Below are 19,437 nucleotides of genomic sequence, written 5' to 3'. Positions count from 1 at the left end.
TCGCTGGGGTGCGCTGGATTAAAACACATTATTAAGGAAAGAAAATGCCAACATTTACAGGTGAAGAAGCACTCAATTATGACCAGCGTATTGGCAAACTAGTACCCGGTTACGCACTTTTGCATCAAATTACGGCCGCTCAATTACGGGTGATGTTGGGGCAAGATGCCACTATTTTGGTTGTTGGGGCTGGCACGGGACGTGAAATCGTAGAGCTTGCTGAGCAAAATCAAGGTTGGCATTTTATTGCGCAGGATGTGTCAGCAGATATGTTAGACATAGCAGATCAAAATTTTACTAACTTGGGCATTCGCGACCGCGTAACTATTCATCACGGTAAACTAACTGACAATGCGTTTCAGGCGGATGCTGCGTTGTGCTTATTAGTGATGCATTTCGTACAGGATAATGGCGATAAAAACGATTTGCTCATGCAGATCAGCCACAACCTTAAGCCTGAAGGAAGGTTATTTTTAGCCGACCTTATGCTTCCAGGGACTAACTTTGAGCGAGAGGCCCAGTTTCAATTCTGTCATAACGTATTGGGTTTGACCGACCAAGGAGTCGAAAAAATGCGCCGTAATTTCGTTGAGGAATTTTATCCCATCAGTTTAGAAAGCTTAACTAGTTTACTTGAAAAGGCTGGGTTTTCGACGCCTATAGTTTATTTTAAGGCGCTAGGTTTTAGCGCCATCAATACCTATAAGCGTAATTAAATGGTATTGCCTATGTAGATAGGTGTACTCCCCCTGCCCCACTTTTAATTAATGCGACCAACTTAGCAATTTTTATATTGCTAAGTTGTCTGTAGTCAAAGTAAGGGCACACTATCAACTTGTTTACTTCATCTATTGCAAACTCTTCATCTAACCAAACGAGTGAGTTGGTAAAAATCTGATCTTTTAATAATTGCTTGGCATAAGTACGGCCCGCGATGATATGCCAAGTATAGTGGCTTTGTGCTAGGTTTGGCGCGCTGAAAATCAAGGCCTCTTGGCTATGGCCCTGTAACAAGGTGCTATCGCGATAAGTTTGCCAGCGAGTGTTGGCTTTTTTTAACTTAGTAAAATTGTGATCTGGGTGACTGAGTTCTGCGATAAATTTGCTAAAAACATTAAAGACTTTACGCCACCCATTACCGCACTCTTGATTGATATACTCTATCTCACCATGCTGTAAAGGTATAATTTTATTAAGGTTTTTGTATTCATCTAAAGGTGGTCTATTTTCTATATAGACGGCTAATAGGCCACGTGTGGCGCCAAACCCTTGAGTTGGTATTTTCATGATCTATGATTTATTTCAATGGTTTATGTATTTTCAGCGAAGCGATCGTATACGGGATTAGCGCCGTATCAAACAACTGCAATACTGTAGATTAAATCAGAATCAAGGAGTCTATCATGTTGAAAGGTCAATTTTTAGGGATTGTTTTTATCTTTTGGGGTGCAATGAGTATTGGTGGTTGCACAGGGCTCCCAGAAGGTGTGCAGCCAGTAACAAGCTTTGATGTCCAGAGGTATCAAGGCGTATGGTATGAAATCGCGAGGTTAGACCACCGCTTTGAACGCGGTATGGATAGCGTGACTGCAACTTATGAGTTACAAGATGATGGTACGGTGTCTGTGCTAAATCGTGGTTACGTGGTTAAAGAAGGTGAATGGAAACAAGCTGAGGGGATTGCTAAGTTTGTCTCAAATCCAACCTTAGGTCATTTGAAAGTGTCGTTTTTTGGTCCTTTCTATGGTAGTTATGTGGTTTTCAAACTGGATAAAGTGAACTATGAATACGCCTATGTCACGAGCTATAACAAGGATTATTTGTGGCTGTTATCTCGTACTCCGAAAGTCTCAGAGAGTGTTTTGAGAGACTTTGAAGAAACGGTTAAGCAGCTCGGTTACTCGGTAGATGAACTCATATATATGAAGCATACAATGGCCAAAAATTTGTAAGCCCCCTTTACAGTTGCATTAATTTAGTCATCTTTTTGTCGGAAAAGTTTCATAGTACATAAACTCTAATGTCATTTCCTCCGGTCAGGCTATGTCCGCTTATAAACAAACCCAATGTAGCAAAACTAATCGGAGTAATAATAATGAAGCGCATAGCCTATTCGTTAATTGCCAGTGCTGTTGTTCTGGCTTTGACTGCTTGTGATGGAGATGATGGTGCACAAGGTGTCAAGGGTGAACAGGGTGTTCAAGGTGAAACTGGACAAGCTGGTAGCAATGGCACAAATGGTAAAGACGGCACAAACGGTACCAACGGGTCGAATGGTACTGATGGCCAAAATGGTGTTGATGGTCAAAATGGCGCTGACGGTACTGATGGCATCAATGGTGGTTCTGGCCTAGTGCGAATTGCAACTGTTCCAACGGGGTCAGAGGTAACGGGGCTGTTCTTAACGGAGCAAGGCGACTTATTCTTTAATGCGCAACACCCGAGTGATGAAAATAGCGCTGTTGACTCATTTAATAACCGTCCATTTAACACTGGCACAGTTGGTGTGTTGACCGGTGTGAACTTTAATGAGCTGCCTCGCAACTTGGTCGATGCGCCTTTACACGAAACGGAGTTTGAACAACAAACTATCGTTACAGCAATTGGTCAGTATCAAATTCTAGGTCAAAGTGGTGATACATACGCAGACTTAGGAGAAGATGGTCTAGCGGGCGGTTTAGGTGTCATTTACGGTATGACTTCTGGTCAAGAAATCATTAAAAATGATATGCCTGATTTTAATGGGTTTATCTTCGAGTCTGAAAACACAGGTTACTTATTTACTAACTGGGAAGACTACCCAGGTGGCATGAGCCGTTTGAAAATGAGTAAGAGCACAACGGGTCGTTGGAGCGTTGAGCAGGCGATGATGATCGACTTTGACGCTGTGAAAGGGACTGCTGCAAACTGTTTTGGTTCAGTATCTCCTTGGGGGACACCGCTAACGTCAGAAGAGTGGATTGTAAACTCTACTGTTGATACAACAACCAGCCCAGATTGGAATGCACCAGTTGTTAGCACTCGCCTACAACAATTTAGAGACTTTTTGGCACCAGAGTCACCAAATCCTTATCGCTACGGTTATATCGCAGAAGTAAAATCTCCGCTGTCTGACACGCCAACCGTAGAAAAGCACTACACCATTGGTCGTTACGAGCACGAAAACGCGGTTGTAATGCCTGACCGCCGCACCGTTTATTCCTCTCAAGATGATACCGGTGGCGTATTATTTAAGTTTGTTGCAGACAATGCAGAAGACCTTAGCTCAGGTACGTTATACGGCGCGAAGTTGACTCAGGATAAAGGCCTATCAGATCCAGCAGTAACTGGGTTTGATGTTGAGTGGGTCGAGATTGCAACTGGTACAAACGCTGCAATTTTAGAGTGGATCACTGAGTACGACGGGATTGCTCCGGACAGTTATGTTGATGGTCAAACGAATTACATCTCAATGGCAGATGTACAGGCGTGGGTAGATGGTAAAGCAACTTACCCAACCGCTGAAGAAGGAGGTTCTCCTGTTACAGCTGGTAAACCTATGGATGACCGTGTGGCATTCCTTGAAGCTCGTCAAGCTGCTCGTCTCAAAGGGGCGACGGCTGAGTGGCGTAAGCTTGAGGGTTTGGCAATTAACCATGACCGAGTATTAGAGGCCATTTCAGGCCAAGACGTCATTGAAGGTGAAGTTGTTGAAAAAGCTTATCTCTATATTGGTATTGCGGATATCGACAACACCATGATTGATGGTGAAGGTGATATTCAACTTTCTTCGCGCGTTAAAGATTGTGGCGGTGTTTACCGCGCACATATCGATCAAAACTACAGCTTAACGCGAATCGAACCAGTTGTTATGGGTTCTACTTATCGCTCTTCTTTAACGTCAGACGTACGTTGTGATGCAAGTCAGCTGGCGCAGCCTGACAATGTAATTGTTATGCGTGATGGTCGTATTCTAATCGGCGAAGATCACAGCGCATCTTGGAAATACAACAATACATTGTGGATGTATGACCCGAAATCAAAATAACAATAACTAAAAACTAAAGCGGTGCTGATGCACCGCTTTTTTCGCTTTTTAAATGGAAGTCATACAAATGCAACACCAATTACTTATTACCACAATCGCTGCAGCGATACTTATAAGTGGATGTTCTGACACACTGCAACAGAGCAAAAATTTACCAACTGAAGCATCTGAAGATATCGTGAGTTCACCGTATAAAACGGGTGATGATATTCCTGCTACAGCCTATATTGAACACGATGAAGTTTATAACCCAGAATCTGTGATACCCCCTCAGTGTTATACTAAAACCGATGGGGTTAACAACCCGTGTTACGCGTGTCATCAGTCTTATCATGAACAAAAAAATCGTCCTAATGTAATGAATGATGGTGATCTTCAAGGTGATTATGAATTTTCAGACCTCGGCTTGACTAACCACTGGAAAAACTTATTTATTGACCGCACAGAGCTTATCAAAGGGATCTCAGATCAAGAAATTACTAACTGGATAGAGCAAGACAACTACAGTCCATTTATCGAAAAAATCTCTAAAGATGCTGGTTGGAAGGGTGAAATAACACCGATCAAAGACCTTGCCTTCCCTGAAAAAGCGTTTGATGAATTGGGTTTTGCACGTGATGGCAGCGGCTGGGTCGCCTTTAACTACAAGCCTTTTCCTAGCACATTTTGGCCAACGAATGGCTCAACAGGCGATGTCATGATCCGTCTGCCTCGCTCGTTTCAAACCTTGAATGGCGCGTTTAGCCGAGATGTTTATCTTGCTAATTTGAGTTTAACTGAGTTGGCCGTAAAAGGGTTAAAAGAAATCAGCGCCCCCCAAATCTCTGAACAACGAGTTGGCCAAGATCTCAACGGTGATGGAAAGCTAAGTACTGTCTCTAAAATTGTTGCACAGCCCAAGTATGTTGGTGACAGCGGTGAAATGTTAGCACATATGCTCTATCCCGAAGGTACGGAGTTTTTGCATACCGTGCGCTACTTAGGTGTTGATGAGCATGGTGAAATCTATAACGCACCGCGACTCAAAGAGTTACGCTATATGAAAAAGCATAATTTTAAGTCCAATCAAGAAATCGCAGCTTCTTACTATCGGGAAGCAAAAGAAAAAGAGTTCGAAAAGATGCCTGTGACCATGTACCTAGGTGATAGAGGCGTCAACAATACATTCGGCTGGACCATCAATGGTTATATTGAAGACAGCAATGGTGAATTGAGACCACAGCATGCGCAAGAGCTCGCTTTTTGTAATGGTTGCCATAAAACGGTTGGCTCCACGTATGATCAAACTTTTTCATTTGCTCGCAAAGTAGAAGGTGCCGAGGGGTGGGGTTACATCAACCTACGTACTCAAAAAGACGTACCAAATGTGGGTGAGCAGCAAGGTGAGTTCTTAACATATATGGCCCGTGTCGGCGGTGGTGATGAGTTTCGCCAAAACCAAGAGATGCTCAGAAAGTGGTTCACAGGTGGTAAAGTAGACATGGAAAAAGTGCAGTCTGCAGTTAATTTATATGAATTGATCACACCTTCAAAAGAGCGTGCTCTGGCCTTGAATAAGGCCTACCTTACTATTGTCAAAGAGCAGAGCTATTTATTCGGTCGCGATGCAACGCTAGTAAAAGCGAAAAATGTTTTACAACAAGTAGATGATTCTCAGGCACCGCTCAAAGAAAGTAAGCAGTTTGCTTGGGACATGCAACTCGATTGGTCAAAAAACTGATCCCTAGTGGGGAGTGAATTCATCAACTCCCCCTACTCTTTCACACATATTTTTAATATATACATTGAACAAGCTTTAGATCAGAATTTTACCTACTATGTGATTGACCAATACAAATTTAAAGTAAGCGTAGTTGGTCTCTAGATTTATGGTTTAGTACATTAAAATCAAAGGTTTAATGTGTTTCTTCCTGTTCTCCTATGATTCAAACGGCATGTTTTAATCACAATTTATCATTCAGAGATCACGATTTTACCAAGTTACTGTGAGGCAGATCATAATTTTACTAACTTGAGGTCATTAAGTAGGTAAAAACATGAGCTGATTCGAACCAGATCAGATTTTTACTAACTTAGAATTGAGGAGTGATATAAAGTTGGCCTTTGAATTACTATCTTTTGTCGCAAAATCATCGTTCATCTTCAGGCGTACTAATCTCAGATCATAATTTTACTAACTTAATGTTTTAAAAAACAGGCTAGAGATCACATATTTACTAACGTAACTCTTTGAGATCGAGTTTTTACTAACTAATCTATCCATTTTACTTCAGATGGATCACATATTTACTAAGTGGAATGATGTCAGACTACATAGGATCAGATTTTTACTAACTGAATGGGTGGGTTTTAATGAGAAATTGAGAAAACTAGACGTTAGAGGTAGTAAAATCATGATCTGAGCTGCAGGTGATCGCTTACCTGCAGCTCTGAAGTTTAAAATACCTGCGACGATACAACCATAATCACAGCTAACAAGGGAAGTAGGTAAAAAAGTGATCTCATCCAATTAGGCTTGTAAGTTAAGCACACCGCAATCAGCAATACAGAGAGCGCCATTTGCCCACAGAACATCAAGCTACCGTACCCTATTGCTTGGGATAGGTTAACGATAAAGCTTAGTAAAATAATGATCCACCCACTCAAGTTAAAGCGCTTGGTTTGCTCCTGACTTGGTCTTGTGCCAAATACGCTTTTGTAATGTGCCGTTTTAGCCATCGCAAAAGCGTAAAAAGCACCTAAGCATAAAAGCATTGCTAAGCCATATATCATGCGCGTTGCTCCGCTGTTACTCGGGTGCGTTTATTACTCACACTTTTGTTCGCCGTCGCCTTGTTTGCAAGTTTTTTGGCTTGCAAATAAAACACTAAAGCTGTGGTAATAAAAGCTAAATCAAAGCTGGCCAAAATCCATTTTCCGTCTTGGATATAGGTGAGCAAATTACTATGAGTTGTGAGTGCGCTGCAAACGGGAAGTAGCAACCAAATAGCTGCATTGCAATACGCTAGCCATTGCCAAGCACGTTTGTCTCTAAATAGCGAAGTGAATAAGGTTGTTGCTAACCAAACGACAAAGAAGACCAACACTTCTTTATCGGCTCTTGCTACCATATCTGGTGGTAACAAGCGGTTGGCATAAAAGAACCCTGCTGTTGCTAAAGGTAGTCCCATGATGGTAGCAATATTAAGCGTTTCTACGAGCTTTAACCCAAAGCTTGCCGTTTGTGTCGGTTTTAAGCGCTCTTTGATACGCTTTGCCCACATAATACAACCACTGGCAATCATGACACAGCCGGCAATACCGCAGATGAAGTACAGCCAACGCAGTCCTGGATGTGCTAATCGCCCGCTGTGTACGGCTATCATACCGCCGTAAAGCATTTCTGCATTACTTGGGTCTAGCCGAGCGGTTTTAAGCAGTTCACCTGTCGTGCCTGAGTATTGCCAGTATGGGTATTCATCCCGAATTAACGTGCCATTGTCACCATATATTTTGATGTTCACAGCGGTATTGCTTGGATGATCAACGATGACGCGTTTGATTTTTTGCTCAGGCCAGTTTTGATAAAAATGCGTAAAAGCGGCCTCAAAAGCTGGTTCGTCGAGTTTTTTATTCGACGCCTCAATACGTTGCCTTTCGGGGTAGAAATCCGCTCTAAACCCTTTTAGCCCATCTTCATATAACGTTTCGGCCGGATTTGGAAAGAGCATAAATATCAAAGTAATTAGGCCTGTGTAAGTGATCATTAGATGAAATGGCAAAGCCAGCACTGAAGACAGGTTATGTGCATCTAACCATGCTCTGACACCTTTTTGAGGTCTAAACTGAAACAAATCTTTGAAGATCCGTTTGTGTATCACTATTCCCGAAATGAGCGCTATCAGCATAAATAAAGAAGCAAAACAAACAAGCCATCTTGCTAGCTTTCTATCCATGTAGTGTAAATCGAAATGGAGTCGATAGAAGAAGTTACCGCCTTTTGTATCTACAAGGCCCTCAATTGGTAAAAGTGTATTTGGGTCGAGTCGTTCATCATGCCATTTGTCTCGTTTGCCTTCTCCTTGGCTGTGCCTATGAGATACTTGAAGTTCGGGTTGCCTGCTTGATGGCAGGCCGATCCACCACCGGTTTGCTTCTGGCGCAGCGCTGTTTAAATACGCTAGACCAGACTCTATGAGTGTTTGCTGTTGCTGTTTATTGTGATCTATATTATGGACTGCTGGCTGATTCCATAAACTAATTTCATGGCGAAAAAAGCTGATAGTGCCCGCAAAAAAAATCAAAAATAGCAGCCAGCATAGTAGTAGGCCTACCCAGGTGTGTAGCCAAGTCATTGAGCGGAAAAAACTCTCTTTCATATTCCCCCCTGGATATATTGAGTTAATAAATGCAATCCCAAAATGCTTGATATCAGAGATGACCAAATCCGTTTTTGGCTGCGAACGCCAAATACAGCGATAAAAACGCAGCAGAAAATGAGTATGCTGGCACAAACGCTATATAAGACGGCGTCTACTTTGGCAGTTGGTAAAAGCAAACTAAGCAGAGCTACACTGTATGCGGTAAAAAAATATCCGCCAAATATTGCAGCGCAAAATCGGGACAATACGCTTAGCCGATATCTAAGAGTCAAGGCATTGTCTGCATGTGACATAATGTTCCTAATGTTTTTTCACAGATCCCTAATTATCCATGAATAGTTTTGCAAATGACAGTAATTATCATTGTTAAATGCGTTAAAGTTACAGATCAACGAGGTGAAATCTTGGCGTTAAAGCTTTGGCTACAAGTAAAATGCAAGACTGAATAACTGGTAACAATGCACAAAATTATGTAAATAATTTATTTTTATATATGCGCTTAAACGAAGTAGAGCAGAGCAATATGCCAATAAATGTATGTTATTTCACGGTGTGAGAAATTTTTTTGTATGATCTAAGGTCTCACTATAACGCTAACTAAAACACTTTTGGGTAGTGGACACTATTCAATGTGGCTAGAAGATATATTTCGATGAAGTTACTGGAAGAAATTAATAACTGCCGCCTTTGTCAAAAGCAATTCGGTTATGAACCTCGGCCCGTAGTGCAAGGCACTAAGACAGCAAGGATACTCATTGCTGGGCAAGCGCCTAGCCTGAGTGTGCATAAAACAGGTAAACCATTTGATGATGCGAGCGGCAAACGTTTAAGAATGTGGTTAGGTGTGGATGAAGCGCAGTTTTATGACCCGAGTTTGTTTGCAATTGTTCCCATGGCGTTTTGTTATCCCGGAAAAGGAAAAAGTGGTGATAATCCTCCGCCGAAAATTTGTGCACAGACTTGGCGAGAAAAAGTGTTGAGAGAATTTATTGATGTTGAACTGACGATTCTGATTGGGCAGTACGCACAATCATATCATTTAGACGATTTCAATAATGTGACAAAAAGTACTCAGCAGTGGTCCACGTATTTACCGTCGAAAATCGCGATACCGCATCCAAGTCCACGTAACTTTCATTGGTTGAAAAGTAACCCGTGGTTTGAGACCGATGCAATTCCTGCATTAAAAAAGCGGGTTGAAACCATAATAAATAACTAGTTTATACCTATATGTAGACCTAAAGGAGTTGCCAATTTGACTTACTTCTACCATAATCGCTTCATACGTAGCGGTTTACAAAAAATAACAATTTAATTCAAAGGAACTGAAAATGATTTATCATATATCGGGATGGAGCTCGGTAATTATTTCAATACTTGCTATCTTTCCTAGTTACCAACCAGGTGCGAACTCCGTCATTGGATTTTATTTGTGTCTATTTGCCTTGCTAGTCGCAGCATTTGCCAGCCATTTGGGACATGTTTTGTACTATCGAGTCGTTTTTGCTTTATCTATTGTTAACGTTTTATTTGTAAATGATGGAACCAATATTGCCTTGCTGACAAGTCAAAGTAATTGGGTTTATATCGGTTCAATGTACGGTATTTACATTGTTGTTAGCAGTATTTGCGGGTTTTTAGTTAGTCGAGAAGATCTCCTTGGTAATAACCTGCGTCGAAAACAGCAAAAGCGGCATCAAAAACCTACCGCGCTGTAACACTGATAAAATTAGTCTTGATTGTGAAAGACTGTAAATGTGCAGCTTTTTGCATTTTTACAATTTATGTGGTTTGGTATGCTTTGATCATATCTACTGTGTAGCGCTGAAAGCCTCGTCATTATTCTGAGTTAAATGTGCGTTGAAGCGGTGATGTAGCCCACACTGCACATATCCATTTCCTCCATTATTTCTTTGAAATTTATACGTATTTTATTATGTTATTTTACTCCTATTCACTACACTTATCGTACGAGATTGAAAAACTTAGCTAGTTTAGTACCGCTTTCAAAACTCTGGTAGGTTCTTCAAATTTCGGTCAATGAACACGTATTTAAGCCAGCAGAGCTTAATATTAACGCAGTTGTTAAGGAGTCTACATGTATTGGGGTTTACTCATTGTCGCTGTGCTTTTAGCGTTATGGTTGCATTATCGATATAGTTCATCGTCAGAAACGTTTCCACCGCTTGAAACTGATCCCGATGACCCACTGTTGTTAGAGGCGGTTGAGCTTGCGAAGGAGTCAATAGATGAATTCAAAACATTATTCTTAAAGTATCCAAAAGATGCATTTGTAAAGCTAGGGTTTGAAAGTGACCATGGAGTGGTAGAGCATTTAGGGGCGCACGTTGAAACAATCAAAGGAGATGAAGTCAGTGTATTTCTTGTAACTCCTCCTATTACACACAGTAAAAAAATGGCCCACAACTTTGTCTGTCAGCTAGATGACATTGAAGATTGGCAAATCACAGATGATATGGGCAACATTTATGGCGGGTTTATTCAGCGCGCCATGTTTACAATTGCACAGCGAGACGGCATAGATTTACCGCCTGAGCTCAATGCAATGAAAGATAAGTACATAGATCTTTAAGGTTGCTCTGCAAACTCCTTTAGGGCTTGGCCGGTAAGGCGATATATGATCCACTCATCTTGAGGTTCTGCTTGAATACTTTGATAAAAGTCGATAGCTGGCTTATTCCAATCCAAAACGACCCACTCAAATCTTCCGCAATCTTTCTGAACAGCCAGTTGCGCTAAATGCTTCATTAAAGCTTTGCCAGCACCAGCGCCCCGTTTATCTTGTGCGACATAGAGATCTTCAAGGTATAAGCCATATTTACCAAGCCAAGTTGAATAGTTAAAGAAATATACTGCAAACCCGATTGCTTCGCCTTCTTGCTCACAAATCACTGCATGCGCACGTACATCTTCCCCAAACAGTTTGGTTTCAATTTCTTGTACTGTATTAAGTACAGCATCTGGCTCTTTTTCGTATATGGCAAGTTCATTGATAAAGTGCAGTATTGTAGCAGCGTCTTGCTTTTGGGCTGGGCGTATTGTTAAGTTCATAATTGCTCGTTCTCTGTAATAATTGACTTCGCTTTGTATCAGTGTAATGTTTAGTTAGTTATGAATAAAGTGCATGTTTTGCACATGCTGTATGCATATAATACATGAGTAATATCCCTAATATTGATTTAAACCTACTCAAGCTATTTGCAGTACTGTATGAGACAGGATCAGTTACGCAAACGGCACAAGTTTTACATATGAGTCAGTCTGCTTGCAGTCATGCTTTGACGCGCTTAAGAGAGCGTCTAAATGATGAGCTATTTGTCAGAGTGAACAATAAAATGTTAGCGACAGACTATGCCCACCGATTAGCTGATGAGGTACTTCCTGCATTAAAAGTGATCTCCCAAGGGCTAAAAGAGTCCAAGGAATTTGACCCAGCTGACAAGCATCAATTTACAATTGCAGCCACCGATTACACTGCGTGGTGCTTAAAACCTTTTTTGAGCTATTTACTGAAAAAGTTCAGCAATATATCTGTACAAATAATACAGCTCGAACAGCGCCTGCCAATTCAGGCACTTAAAGAGCTCCAGTTGGACATTGTGTGTGGGTTTGCACATAAACAAGAGAAGTCAGAGAGTTTAGCTCAGCTTAATTGGTTTGAGGGAGAGTATGTAACGCTCAGCTGTCAGCACATGAGTCCTAATTTAAGCTTAACTATAAACACTTTTTTAGAACGCAGTCATGTACTGATAGCACCATGGAACGAATCACGCGGAATTGTCGATAAAACGCTCGCACAGCAAAAAAAATTGCGGCGAGTGATACTATCAACGCCTCATATGCTGAGTGCACCTATCTGTGTTCAAAATACTGATTGGCTACTTACAATGCCTGCCAAATATGCCGAGGAAATCGCACCTAGGCTGAAATTAACAATTCATCCGCCTCCTTTGAAAATACCAAATTATCATGTGAAGCTGTATTGGTATCGTACTCGGCAACACGATCCAAAATTGAAATGGTTTATTGAGCAATTTCGGCGATTTCACGCGCTGAACTAGGGCTTTTATTGGGTTTAAATCTCGGTGTTATACATGGTGATGTGAGTCATGTGGTAGTGAACGGAATCGATACCGTCTGCGTATATATAAAAAAGTATTATACACGGACTTAAAATGACCCAAGTTAAATTAAGTATGGCAGCGATAATAGTGCTGTTTAGTAGCATCGCGCATAGCGCCGCTTTTGATCCCGTTGGAGTTAAAAAAGGTATGACGCAAGTCGGACAGACCGCGCGAATGACCTATCTGTTCTGGGATGTATATGACATCAGCCTTTACACGGTAACAGGCCAATATGAACCATCCGCTCCTTTCGTGTTACAGCTAACTTATTTACGGGATCTCAGTGGGGAGGACATTGCAGAGCGTTCTTTAGAAGAAATGGAAAAGCAGGGTTTTAAAGACGAGCAAATGGGCAGGGTTTGGCTTGAACGCATGAAAAATATTTTTCCTGATGTTGAAAATAACTACTCGCTTTACGGGCTGAGAACGCCCAGCGGTACTACACAGTTTTACAATGCTGAAAAGTTATTGGGTGAGATTGAAGACCCGCTATTCACGAAATGGTTTTTCGATATTTGGCTTGGTGACAAAACTTCTGAGCCAAAAATGAGACTTAAATTACTGGGAGGTAAATCATGAAGCAACTCTTGCTGATTTGTACCTTAGTGCTTCTCTGTGCCTGCCAATCATCAGTGCAAAGCGATGAGTACAAAGCGATGACGCCTGACATAGATGTGTTTACTTTCTTCAATGGGCAGGTTTACGCATGGGGTATAGTACAAAATCGAAGTGGGCAACTTGTACAGAGGTTTAAAGTAGACATAAAAGGTGAGGTCAATAAAAACAACACGCTGGTACTAGACGAAACATTTTCATACGGATACGGTGACGGCGTGAAGCACAGAGTGTGGCGCATATCAAAACAGGGGCAAGGCTTTACAGGTGACTCCGATGATATAGCGACACAAGCCGTCGGAGACGTATTTGGTAATGCTTTGAGATGGCAGTACGAAATGGACTTACCTGTCGATGACACAACTTACAGAGTGGTATTTGATGATTGGATGTGGGCTTTTGATAAATGTACGTTGATGAATCGTTCATATATTAAAAAATTCGGTCTGGTGGTCGCTGAAGTGACAATCTTTATGCAAAATCAAGAGCTACCGCTCGGCTGTACAGGGGCTTTACACCCATAGATATATATGTAAGTGCCGAAAGGCGTATTCGTACCTTGAAGCGCCTTACTCTGTGATGCCAATTGTAAATTCATTTTTGAATCAAAACTCAACTGCGTGCGCTTTTGTTATGCAAGAGCCAATATCATAATTTTCCTTCCATATAGCGGTCTATTTCATGCGCTATATGCGTTTCTATCTCTTCTTCCAAATCAGCTTTTGACGTATTGTGCATTTCGACAACGCGATTCGCTTGTTCTGCTTTTAGTAGCTTATTTTTCAGTCGATATTCCCACTCAGGCAACGTTTTATCATATCTAGGTACAACACTGACAATGGCAAAATGATTTTGCCAAGGCGCGGTATTTTCTTTTTGGCAAAAGGCCTCAATATGATCTTTGCCTTGCGGCCCCATGCACCCAGGCTCAAGACGCAGCTGGATACAAACCTGTAAATCGCTCATAAACTCTCCTCACATCATAGTTTATTTGAGTCTAGCTATTTTCATCGAAATTTAAAACACCGAGAAACGTTTACTTTAACGTAAAGGATTATCCTTACATTGATTTGAGATAACGCCAATATGCATTATCACAAATGATGTTGCTGTTGTCTGAATTGTTGCGGGCTAATATGTGTAACCTTGGCAAATACACGCCTAAATTGTCTACTGCTTGAATAGCCACAGTTTTGTGCAACCCATTCTATGCTTTGGTTGCTGCATTGCAACAGCTGCTTAGCGTGACCGACTTTTATGTGTTCTAAATATGCGCGAGGTGTTATACCCAAATGCACTGTAAATAATCGACTAAGTTGCCGTTGAGAAAGGCATGCTATGTTCGCGAGCTGGTCGAGGGAGTAATTTTTCTCAACATTATTGCAAATTTCATCCTGAATTTTGTGGATACCGCGGTGCATATGATTGCGAAACTGTAACCAACTACTGAGTTGCGGATCTTGGCCTGTACGGCGAAAATATACCAGCATTTCTCGCGCAACTTGCGCGCCAACATGTTCGCCGTATCGCGTAGTTATATAGTACAGCGTCATATCTATACCAGAGCTAATCCCTGCGCTACTAATAAGGTTATCATCTTCGACAAAAATACGATTTTCTAATGCTTGGCACTCTGGAAAAGCAGCACGCATTTTATCGATAAGTCCGTAATGTGTTGTGTAAGATTTGTTGCCCAGCAGACCCGCTTTTGCTGCCAGTAATGCGCCCGAACATATCGTCAATATAGTATGGCGAGTTACCTTTTGTTTTAACCAGAATATTGTTTCAATTGCGTCGTCAGTGGCGTAGGCTGCGAAGGCTTTATTACAACCTGGTAGGACAATAACGTCCTCGGATTGTAAGTGCTCGGGAAGTGGATCGAGGTTTTTCAGCTGTAGACCACCATCGAGCGTAAACTGTTGAGATGCACTGACATACCTAATTTCAAGAGGCACGCCCAAGCGCCTTGCCTCCAAAAATACTTGGAGGGGCCCCGCGAAGTCCAGTGGCAGAGTATCAGATAATAAAACAAAATAAATTGTCACTTGTTCCCCCAGGTTGTTGTATCGCTTTCACGCCAGCGACGGAAAAATGTATTGGCGTGGCGCTCTTTAATACCGGCCAGCCGACTTGCTCACCTGTAATGAGAGTCTGAGTCGGCTAATTTATAATGCTGTGTGGTAAGTATTTTAATAATCGGAATGAGCATGAATTGAAGCAAAGCGTTTGGCAAGAACTAAGTTTGTTCTCGCTTGAATCTCTTTAGCACAATACAGTGTACCTGTAACTGGACAGAGCATGTCGAAAGTGAGTGTGGCATCTGTTACAAACTCCACTTTAAAACCTAAATCAAACGCTACGCGCGCAGTTGTTTCGCAACACTGTTCAGTACGGATGCCAGTTATAACAATCGTATCAATCCCACTGCGTTTGAGCCAAGTTGCAAGGCCTGTATCTGTAAACGCGTTATGCACTGATTTGTAGAAGGTTTTTGTAAATTCTTGTGGCAAAAAAGCCATTGGTTTGACGAGCCCTGTTTTTGGGTTGAATGGACTGTCATCTGCATCCTCTCTGCTGTGAAGGATTTTCACTATCGGTTGGTTATTTGCTTTAAATTTATCAACGAGGCTTAATAGGTTCGTTTTAAATGCGTCAAAGCCATTGTCTTGCCAGTATTCGGTTTCAAAAAACGAGTCTTGCGTGTCTATAATGATTAATGCTTTTGTCATGTTGGATTCCTCTTTTGGGTTGGTGTTAAACACTATAAATGCTGATTGAAAACGCGTAGATACAAGATCCTGACAATGAGAGGACAAATTAAGACATGCTGACAAGCGCGCTTTTTTATACGTGTGTTTATAAACAAGACGAAGATGTGGCTAAAAATAAAGGTCGATACTGAATTGTGCGGTGATAACAGCATAGAAGGTAAAATGGTTGCTCTGAATACTGAGTTGGGTATCGAATCATCGCCAGAGATAAGAAAACTCGTCGACAGTGATTGCCGACAATCCTATACCAAAAACAGCACATCGTAGCGCACAGTCACGAACGATAGGAAAAAGCCGAACTAATCCAATTTTAAACTTTAATTGAAACCGCTTCGATATGAGGTATCTCAGAAAATAGTCAGTTTGTTGCTGTCTCGGCTTTTAAACTTTGTTTTTGCATCTACACTTTAAGTGACATTAGGGTGAAAAAGCATGCAGATTATCAAGCTCCTCTTATTGGGAATAATGCTTTTTAGCGTTCAGGCAGCAAAGGCCAAAGATCCCAAACTGATATGGTTTACAGAAGACTATCCACCGTTCAATTATCATGTAAATGGCAATGTGGAAGGTATCGCGATTAATGCATTAAAGACGATATACCGAGATCTCAATTGGAGTTTTGATGAAAATGAGGTCATGCTATTGCCTTGGCCTAGGGCCTATCATATGACCCTTTCAAACCATAATGCATGTATATTCTCAATGACTTACACAGAAGAGCGTGCCAAGCTGTTTCAGTTTGTTGGGCCTGCAATGGATAATCATGTTGCGATTATTGGTCACAAAGAAACCAAGTATCAGTTGTCTGATTTAAAAAGTTTGGGTGATCTTAAGGTAGGAGTTGTCAAAAATGATATCGGTCATCAACTGTTACGCCAAGCCGGGGTGAGCAGAGAAAGCCTTGTATTTTTAGCATCAGGCTTTGAGTTGGTACAAATGCTGAAACTAAAACGGATTGATCTGATTGCCTATGGGGATGTCATTGCAAGGTATCAGTTTAAGCGCGCAGGCATAGATCCATCTCACTACCGTATCGTTTTGCCATTAAGGTCTTCGTATTTGGGCTTTGCCTGTAACCAAGGAGTAAGAAAACGCTTAGTTGAGCAAATGAATGAAGCGTTGAAATCGATTAGGCAGCGCCAGCCAGAAATTTTTAACCCAGAACATTTCTATTCAAAGTCGGAATGAGTGTACTACTCACCCCGACTTTTATATGTTTCTTTAGACTTTTTATGCACCTGGGCCGCACTCTAAACAATGCTGAATAATATCAGGTCCAAATTTGAGTTTGGCGTTCACATTTCTCAGTGCTGTTCTCACGCCTTCTTCTATTACTGGGTGATAAAAAGGCATATCGAGCATTTGTGGCACGGTCATTTTGTTTTGCACCGCCCATGCTAACAGGTGTGCGATATGCTCAGCTGCTGGTCCAATAAACTCAGCACCTAAAAATAGACCAGTCCCCTGCTCTGCATAAACTCGCATATGCCCTTTATTTTTTAACATAACTCGGCTTCGGCCTTGGTTTTCAAAGCTGACTTCACCGATTTCATAGCACCCACATTCACCATAGTTTGCCGTTAGCTGTGCATAGTTGTCGCCAACCATACCAATTTGTGGATCACTAAACACAGCGGCAATCGGTGTACGTCTTAGGCCATTTCTAATATCAGGGAATCGCCCTGCATTGGCTCCTGCGATGGTGCCTTGATCTGCGGCTTCATGTAGCAGCGGTATCTGATCGCTGGCATCGCCTGCAATGAAAATATGGCTCTCACCACACTGCATGGTATGTGGGTCTGCAATTGGTACACCGTGATCTTGTAATTCAACCGAGGTATTCTCTAAACCGAGGTTATCTACATTCGGAACTCTACCGGTCGCAGCTAGTACATAGTCAAATTGCTCTGTTTGTGAATTTCCCTGTTTGTCGATATAGCTGAGTTGCGCTTTACCATCAACAACTTGCATATCCGATACTTTGGCATCTGTATCAACATAAAACTCTTCAGCAAATACTGTATTTGCGTAATCTCTAATTACAGGATCTGTCAACGGGCCAATATTACCGCCTACACCGAATAGCTTTACATTCACCCCTAAACGGTGGAGTGCTTGGCCAAGTTCAAGTCCAATGACACCTGGGCCAAATACTGCTACGGACTCAGGGAGATCCTGCCAATCAAACACATCATCGTTAATAATGAGTTTGTCTCCAAATGCCAAAAATGGAGGTGGAATATTTGGTCTTGAGCCTGTTGCGACAACAAATCGTTTTGCCGTGATCACCGTGTGGTCGTCAATTTGTATTCGGTTATCATCCAAAAATTTGGCATGACCGATGATGCGGTCTTCTTGAGGTAACTCTTCCACAGCTTCGACAACAAAGCCGACAAAGCGGTCTCGCTCACTGAGTACTCTTGCCATCACTGCTTTTCCGTCTATTTGCGGTTTTTCTGTCAATACACCAAATTGAGGTGCATGCTCGACACTGTGTGCAGCTTCAGCAGCAGCTATTAACAGTTTACTTGGCATACATCCAACACGTGCGCAGGTTGTGCCGTATTTCCCTGACTCAATCATTAAAACATTGGGCGTATACTGTTTGGCATTTCGATATGCGCTTAAGCCAGCTGTTCCAGCACCAATTACAACGACATCTGTTTCAAGCTGTTTCATTATTACCTCACTTTAATTTGAAAAGAGTTATACAGGGGCTGTCAAACCCCTTTACAGTACTGGTGATTAATTATTTTCAAAGTAAGTTGTTAAATCATCCGAGCCACCAATATGTTTGCCACCAATGAATACTTGTGGCACGGTCTCACGACCTGACAGCGCTTTTAGACTCGTTAAACTAGCCTGTTGACCCAACACTAACTCTTCATACACTAGACCTTGCTCACTTAGTAACGCTTTCGCTTTCGCACAGTAAGGGCAGCCGGGCTTAGTGATAATAGAAACTGGTTCTGGTTTTTTCTGCTCTGGATTGATGTATGCCAGCATGGTATCCGCATCTGATACTTCAAATGGGTCGCCTGGTAAATCTGGTTCAATGAACATTTTTTCAATGACGCCATCTTTTACTAGCATAGAGTAACGCCAGCTACGCTTGCCAAAACCAAGGTCGCTTTTGTCTACTAACATGCCCATACCGTCGGTAAACTCGCCATTGCCATCCGGAATCAGTGTGACATTTTCAGCTTCTTGGTCTTGTGCCCATGCATTCATTACAAAGGTGTCGTTTACTGACATACATACAATGTCGTCTACGTCGTTTTGCTTAAATACATGAGCAAGTTCATTGTATCTAGGCAAATGTGTCGACGAACATGTTGGCGTGAAAGCTCCTGGTAAAGAGAAAACGATTACAGTCTTACCTTTAAATAGCTCATCAGAAGTAATATGTTGAAACTCCTCGCCTACGCGGATTGGGAACGTCACAGATGGTACAGTTTTACCTTCAATATTGTTTAGCATTTTTCTATTCTCCTCGAAAGTTGATGGAGCTATTATGT

The 19,437-nt window shown here is 41.8% G+C and carries 22 protein-coding genes; 13 read left to right on the top strand and 9 right to left on the bottom strand.

Features of this window, described 5'->3' with window-relative positions; translation table 11 throughout:
* Nucleotides 1-44: 44 nt before the first annotated feature.
* Entirely contained in the window at nucleotides 45-716 is a 672-nt protein-coding gene (locus N480_RS12540; protein WP_063372845.1) for a class I SAM-dependent methyltransferase, read from the top strand.
* 10 nt (nucleotides 717-726) lie between these two features.
* Here the strand turns inward: N480_RS12540 and N480_RS12535 are convergent, their stop codons facing one another.
* Entirely contained in the window at nucleotides 727-1,287 is a 561-nt protein-coding gene (locus tag N480_RS12535) for a DUF6942 family protein (protein ID WP_063372844.1), read from the bottom strand.
* A 116-nt stretch (nucleotides 1,288-1,403) separates the two neighbouring features.
* Between N480_RS12535 and N480_RS12530 the strand changes: the two genes are divergently transcribed.
* From N480_RS12530 to N480_RS12520, 3 genes are all read left to right on the top strand, one after another.
* A complete protein-coding gene (locus tag N480_RS12530) occupies nucleotides 1,404-1,952 on the top strand; it encodes a lipocalin family protein (RefSeq protein ID WP_081231863.1) in 549 nt (182 codons plus the stop codon).
* Between the two features lie 143 nt (nucleotides 1,953-2,095).
* A complete protein-coding gene (locus tag N480_RS12525) occupies nucleotides 2,096-4,027 on the top strand; it encodes an alkaline phosphatase PhoX (RefSeq protein WP_063372843.1) in 1,932 nt (643 codons plus the stop codon).
* 67 nt (nucleotides 4,028-4,094) lie between these two features.
* Nucleotides 4,095-5,747 carry a hypothetical protein gene (locus tag N480_RS12520; protein ID WP_063372842.1) on the top strand — a complete coding sequence of 551 codons (1,653 nt, stop codon included), beginning with the start codon at nucleotides 4,095-4,097 and terminating at the stop codon, nucleotides 5,745-5,747.
* Nucleotides 5,748-6,463: 716 nt separating this feature from the next.
* Here N480_RS12520 and N480_RS12515 read toward each other — a convergent pair.
* Both N480_RS12515 and N480_RS12510 read right to left on the bottom strand, forming a co-directional pair.
* A complete protein-coding gene (locus N480_RS12515) occupies nucleotides 6,464-6,799 on the bottom strand; it encodes a DUF3325 domain-containing protein (RefSeq protein ID WP_063372841.1) in 336 nt (111 codons plus the stop codon).
* Nucleotides 6,796-8,385, bottom strand: coding sequence for a PepSY-associated TM helix domain-containing protein (locus N480_RS12510; RefSeq protein ID WP_063372840.1), 1,590 nt, complete (start codon nucleotides 8,383-8,385; stop codon nucleotides 6,796-6,798). Before N480_RS12510 ends, N480_RS12515 begins: the two co-directional genes overlap by 4 nt.
* Nucleotides 8,386-8,427: 42 nt before the next feature.
* Between N480_RS12510 and N480_RS12505 the strand changes: the two genes are divergently transcribed.
* The 4 genes from N480_RS12505 (at nucleotide 8,428) to N480_RS12490 (ending at nucleotide 10,981) form a co-directional block, all read left to right on the top strand.
* The gene (locus N480_RS12505; RefSeq protein WP_063372839.1) at nucleotides 8,428-8,727 is read left to right on the top strand and encodes a hypothetical protein; all 300 of its coding nucleotides are present in this window, start codon (nucleotides 8,428-8,430) and stop codon (nucleotides 8,725-8,727) included.
* Nucleotides 8,728-9,040: 313 nt separating this feature from the next.
* Nucleotides 9,041-9,607, top strand: a complete 567-nt coding sequence (locus tag N480_RS12500; RefSeq protein WP_063372838.1) for a uracil-DNA glycosylase family protein — start codon at nucleotides 9,041-9,043, stop codon at nucleotides 9,605-9,607.
* Between the two features lie 112 nt (nucleotides 9,608-9,719).
* Nucleotides 9,720-10,106: a hypothetical protein gene (locus N480_RS12495; RefSeq protein WP_063372837.1), complete on the top strand. Its 387-nt coding sequence runs from the start codon at nucleotides 9,720-9,722 to the stop codon at nucleotides 10,104-10,106.
* 380 nt (nucleotides 10,107-10,486) lie between these two features.
* Nucleotides 10,487-10,981: a DUF2314 domain-containing protein gene (locus N480_RS12490; RefSeq protein WP_063372836.1), complete on the top strand. Its 495-nt coding sequence runs from the start codon at nucleotides 10,487-10,489 to the stop codon at nucleotides 10,979-10,981.
* Here N480_RS12490 and N480_RS12485 read toward each other — a convergent pair.
* A complete protein-coding gene (locus N480_RS12485; RefSeq protein ID WP_063372835.1) occupies nucleotides 10,978-11,460 on the bottom strand; it encodes a GNAT family N-acetyltransferase in 483 nt (160 codons plus the stop codon). The two genes, N480_RS12490 and N480_RS12485, sit on opposite strands and share 4 nt — an antisense overlap.
* Before the next feature lie 104 nt (nucleotides 11,461-11,564).
* On the opposite strand from N480_RS12485, the gene N480_RS12480 reads away from it, so the two are divergent.
* The 3 genes from N480_RS12480 (at nucleotide 11,565) to N480_RS12470 (ending at nucleotide 13,672) form a co-directional block, all read left to right on the top strand.
* Nucleotides 11,565-12,470 (top strand): LysR family transcriptional regulator, encoded by a 906-nt coding sequence (locus tag N480_RS12480; protein WP_063372834.1) that lies wholly within the window; start codon nucleotides 11,565-11,567, stop codon nucleotides 12,468-12,470.
* Between the two features lie 114 nt (nucleotides 12,471-12,584).
* Entirely contained in the window at nucleotides 12,585-13,112 is a 528-nt protein-coding gene (locus N480_RS12475) for a chalcone isomerase family protein (RefSeq protein ID WP_231102262.1), read from the top strand.
* Nucleotides 13,109-13,672, top strand: a complete 564-nt coding sequence (locus tag N480_RS12470) for a DUF3833 family protein (protein WP_063372833.1) — start codon at nucleotides 13,109-13,111, stop codon at nucleotides 13,670-13,672. The genes N480_RS12475 and N480_RS12470 overlap by 4 nt, the downstream gene beginning before the upstream one ends.
* Before the next feature lie 124 nt (nucleotides 13,673-13,796).
* Here N480_RS12470 and N480_RS12465 read toward each other — a convergent pair whose 3' ends face one another.
* The 3 genes from N480_RS12465 to N480_RS12455 all read right to left on the bottom strand — a co-directional run bounded on the left by N480_RS12465 (nucleotide 13,797) and on the right by N480_RS12455 (nucleotide 15,877).
* Nucleotides 13,797-14,114, bottom strand: coding sequence for a hypothetical protein (locus N480_RS12465; RefSeq protein ID WP_063372832.1), 318 nt, complete (start codon nucleotides 14,112-14,114; stop codon nucleotides 13,797-13,799).
* A gap of 128 nt (nucleotides 14,115-14,242) precedes the next feature.
* Nucleotides 14,243-15,193, bottom strand: coding sequence for a GlxA family transcriptional regulator (locus tag N480_RS12460; RefSeq protein WP_063372831.1), 951 nt, complete (start codon nucleotides 15,191-15,193; stop codon nucleotides 14,243-14,245).
* Between the two features lie 144 nt (nucleotides 15,194-15,337).
* Complete coding sequence (locus N480_RS12455; protein WP_063372830.1) at nucleotides 15,338-15,877, bottom strand: isochorismatase family protein; 540 nt, start codon at nucleotides 15,875-15,877, stop codon at nucleotides 15,338-15,340.
* Between the two features lie 144 nt (nucleotides 15,878-16,021).
* Between N480_RS12455 and N480_RS25355 the strand changes: the two genes are divergently transcribed.
* Both N480_RS25355 and N480_RS12450 read left to right on the top strand, forming a co-directional pair.
* Nucleotides 16,022-16,186: a hypothetical protein gene (locus tag N480_RS25355; protein WP_155732840.1), complete on the top strand. Its 165-nt coding sequence runs from the start codon at nucleotides 16,022-16,024 to the stop codon at nucleotides 16,184-16,186.
* 165 nt (nucleotides 16,187-16,351) lie between these two features.
* Nucleotides 16,352-17,107: a substrate-binding periplasmic protein gene (locus N480_RS12450; protein ID WP_063372829.1), complete on the top strand. Its 756-nt coding sequence runs from the start codon at nucleotides 16,352-16,354 to the stop codon at nucleotides 17,105-17,107.
* A 42-nt stretch (nucleotides 17,108-17,149) separates the two neighbouring features.
* On the opposite strand, the gene N480_RS12445 is transcribed toward N480_RS12450, so the two are convergent.
* Together N480_RS12445 and N480_RS12440 are read right to left on the bottom strand one after the other, a co-directional pair.
* Nucleotides 17,150-18,598, bottom strand: a complete 1,449-nt coding sequence (locus tag N480_RS12445; protein WP_063372828.1) for a dihydrolipoyl dehydrogenase — start codon at nucleotides 18,596-18,598, stop codon at nucleotides 17,150-17,152.
* A gap of 66 nt (nucleotides 18,599-18,664) precedes the next feature.
* Nucleotides 18,665-19,399 carry a glutathione peroxidase gene (locus tag N480_RS12440; RefSeq protein ID WP_063372827.1) on the bottom strand — a complete coding sequence of 245 codons (735 nt, stop codon included), beginning with the start codon at nucleotides 19,397-19,399 and terminating at the stop codon, nucleotides 18,665-18,667.
* Between the last annotated feature and the right edge of the window lie 38 nt (nucleotides 19,400-19,437).

The sequence above is a fragment of the Pseudoalteromonas luteoviolacea S2607 genome (assembly GCF_001625575.1).
In the GTDB taxonomy this organism is placed as follows: Bacteria; Pseudomonadota; Gammaproteobacteria; order Enterobacterales; family Alteromonadaceae; genus Pseudoalteromonas; species Pseudoalteromonas luteoviolacea_E.
This window is presented reverse-complemented; position numbering and strand designations above follow the sequence as displayed.

Bases quoted from the DNA above. Each gene is read 5' to 3' on its own strand.
- N480_RS12465 (WP_063372832.1), bottom strand. From the start codon at position 14,114: ATGAGCGATTTACAGGTTTGTATCCAGCTGCGTCTTGAGCCTGGGTGC.
- N480_RS12455 (WP_063372830.1), bottom strand. From the start codon at position 15,877: ATGACAAAAGCATTAATCATTATAGACACGCAAGACTCGTTTTTTGAA.
- N480_RS12525 (WP_063372843.1), top strand. From the start codon at position 2,096: ATGAAGCGCATAGCCTATTCGTTAATTGCCAGTGCTGTTGTTCTGGCT.
- N480_RS12530 (WP_081231863.1), top strand. From the start codon at position 1,404: ATGTTGAAAGGTCAATTTTTAGGGATTGTTTTTATCTTTTGGGGTGCA.
- N480_RS12505 (WP_063372839.1), top strand. From the start codon at position 8,428: ATGCTTGATATCAGAGATGACCAAATCCGTTTTTGGCTGCGAACGCCA.
- N480_RS12495 (WP_063372837.1), top strand. From the start codon at position 9,720: ATGATTTATCATATATCGGGATGGAGCTCGGTAATTATTTCAATACTT.
- N480_RS12535 (WP_063372844.1), bottom strand. From the start codon at position 1,287: ATGAAAATACCAACTCAAGGGTTTGGCGCCACACGTGGCCTATTAGCC.
- N480_RS12470 (WP_063372833.1), top strand. From the start codon at position 13,109: ATGAAGCAACTCTTGCTGATTTGTACCTTAGTGCTTCTCTGTGCCTGC.
- N480_RS12515 (WP_063372841.1), bottom strand. From the start codon at position 6,799: ATGATATATGGCTTAGCAATGCTTTTATGCTTAGGTGCTTTTTACGCT.
- N480_RS12540 (WP_063372845.1), top strand. From the start codon at position 45: ATGCCAACATTTACAGGTGAAGAAGCACTCAATTATGACCAGCGTATT.
- N480_RS12445 (WP_063372828.1), bottom strand. From the start codon at position 18,598: ATGAAACAGCTTGAAACAGATGTCGTTGTAATTGGTGCTGGAACAGCT.
- N480_RS25355 (WP_155732840.1), top strand. From the start codon at position 16,022: ATGTGGCTAAAAATAAAGGTCGATACTGAATTGTGCGGTGATAACAGC.
- N480_RS12480 (WP_063372834.1), top strand. From the start codon at position 11,565: ATGAGTAATATCCCTAATATTGATTTAAACCTACTCAAGCTATTTGCA.
- N480_RS12490 (WP_063372836.1), top strand. From the start codon at position 10,487: ATGTATTGGGGTTTACTCATTGTCGCTGTGCTTTTAGCGTTATGGTTG.
- N480_RS12500 (WP_063372838.1), top strand. From the start codon at position 9,041: ATGAAGTTACTGGAAGAAATTAATAACTGCCGCCTTTGTCAAAAGCAA.
- N480_RS12520 (WP_063372842.1), top strand. From the start codon at position 4,095: ATGCAACACCAATTACTTATTACCACAATCGCTGCAGCGATACTTATA.
- N480_RS12440 (WP_063372827.1), bottom strand. From the start codon at position 19,399: ATGCTAAACAATATTGAAGGTAAAACTGTACCATCTGTGACGTTCCCA.
- N480_RS12450 (WP_063372829.1), top strand. From the start codon at position 16,352: ATGCAGATTATCAAGCTCCTCTTATTGGGAATAATGCTTTTTAGCGTT.
- N480_RS12485 (WP_063372835.1), bottom strand. From the start codon at position 11,460: ATGAACTTAACAATACGCCCAGCCCAAAAGCAAGACGCTGCTACAATA.
- N480_RS12510 (WP_063372840.1), bottom strand. From the start codon at position 8,385: ATGAAAGAGAGTTTTTTCCGCTCAATGACTTGGCTACACACCTGGGTA.
- N480_RS12475 (WP_231102262.1), top strand. From the start codon at position 12,585: ATGACCCAAGTTAAATTAAGTATGGCAGCGATAATAGTGCTGTTTAGT.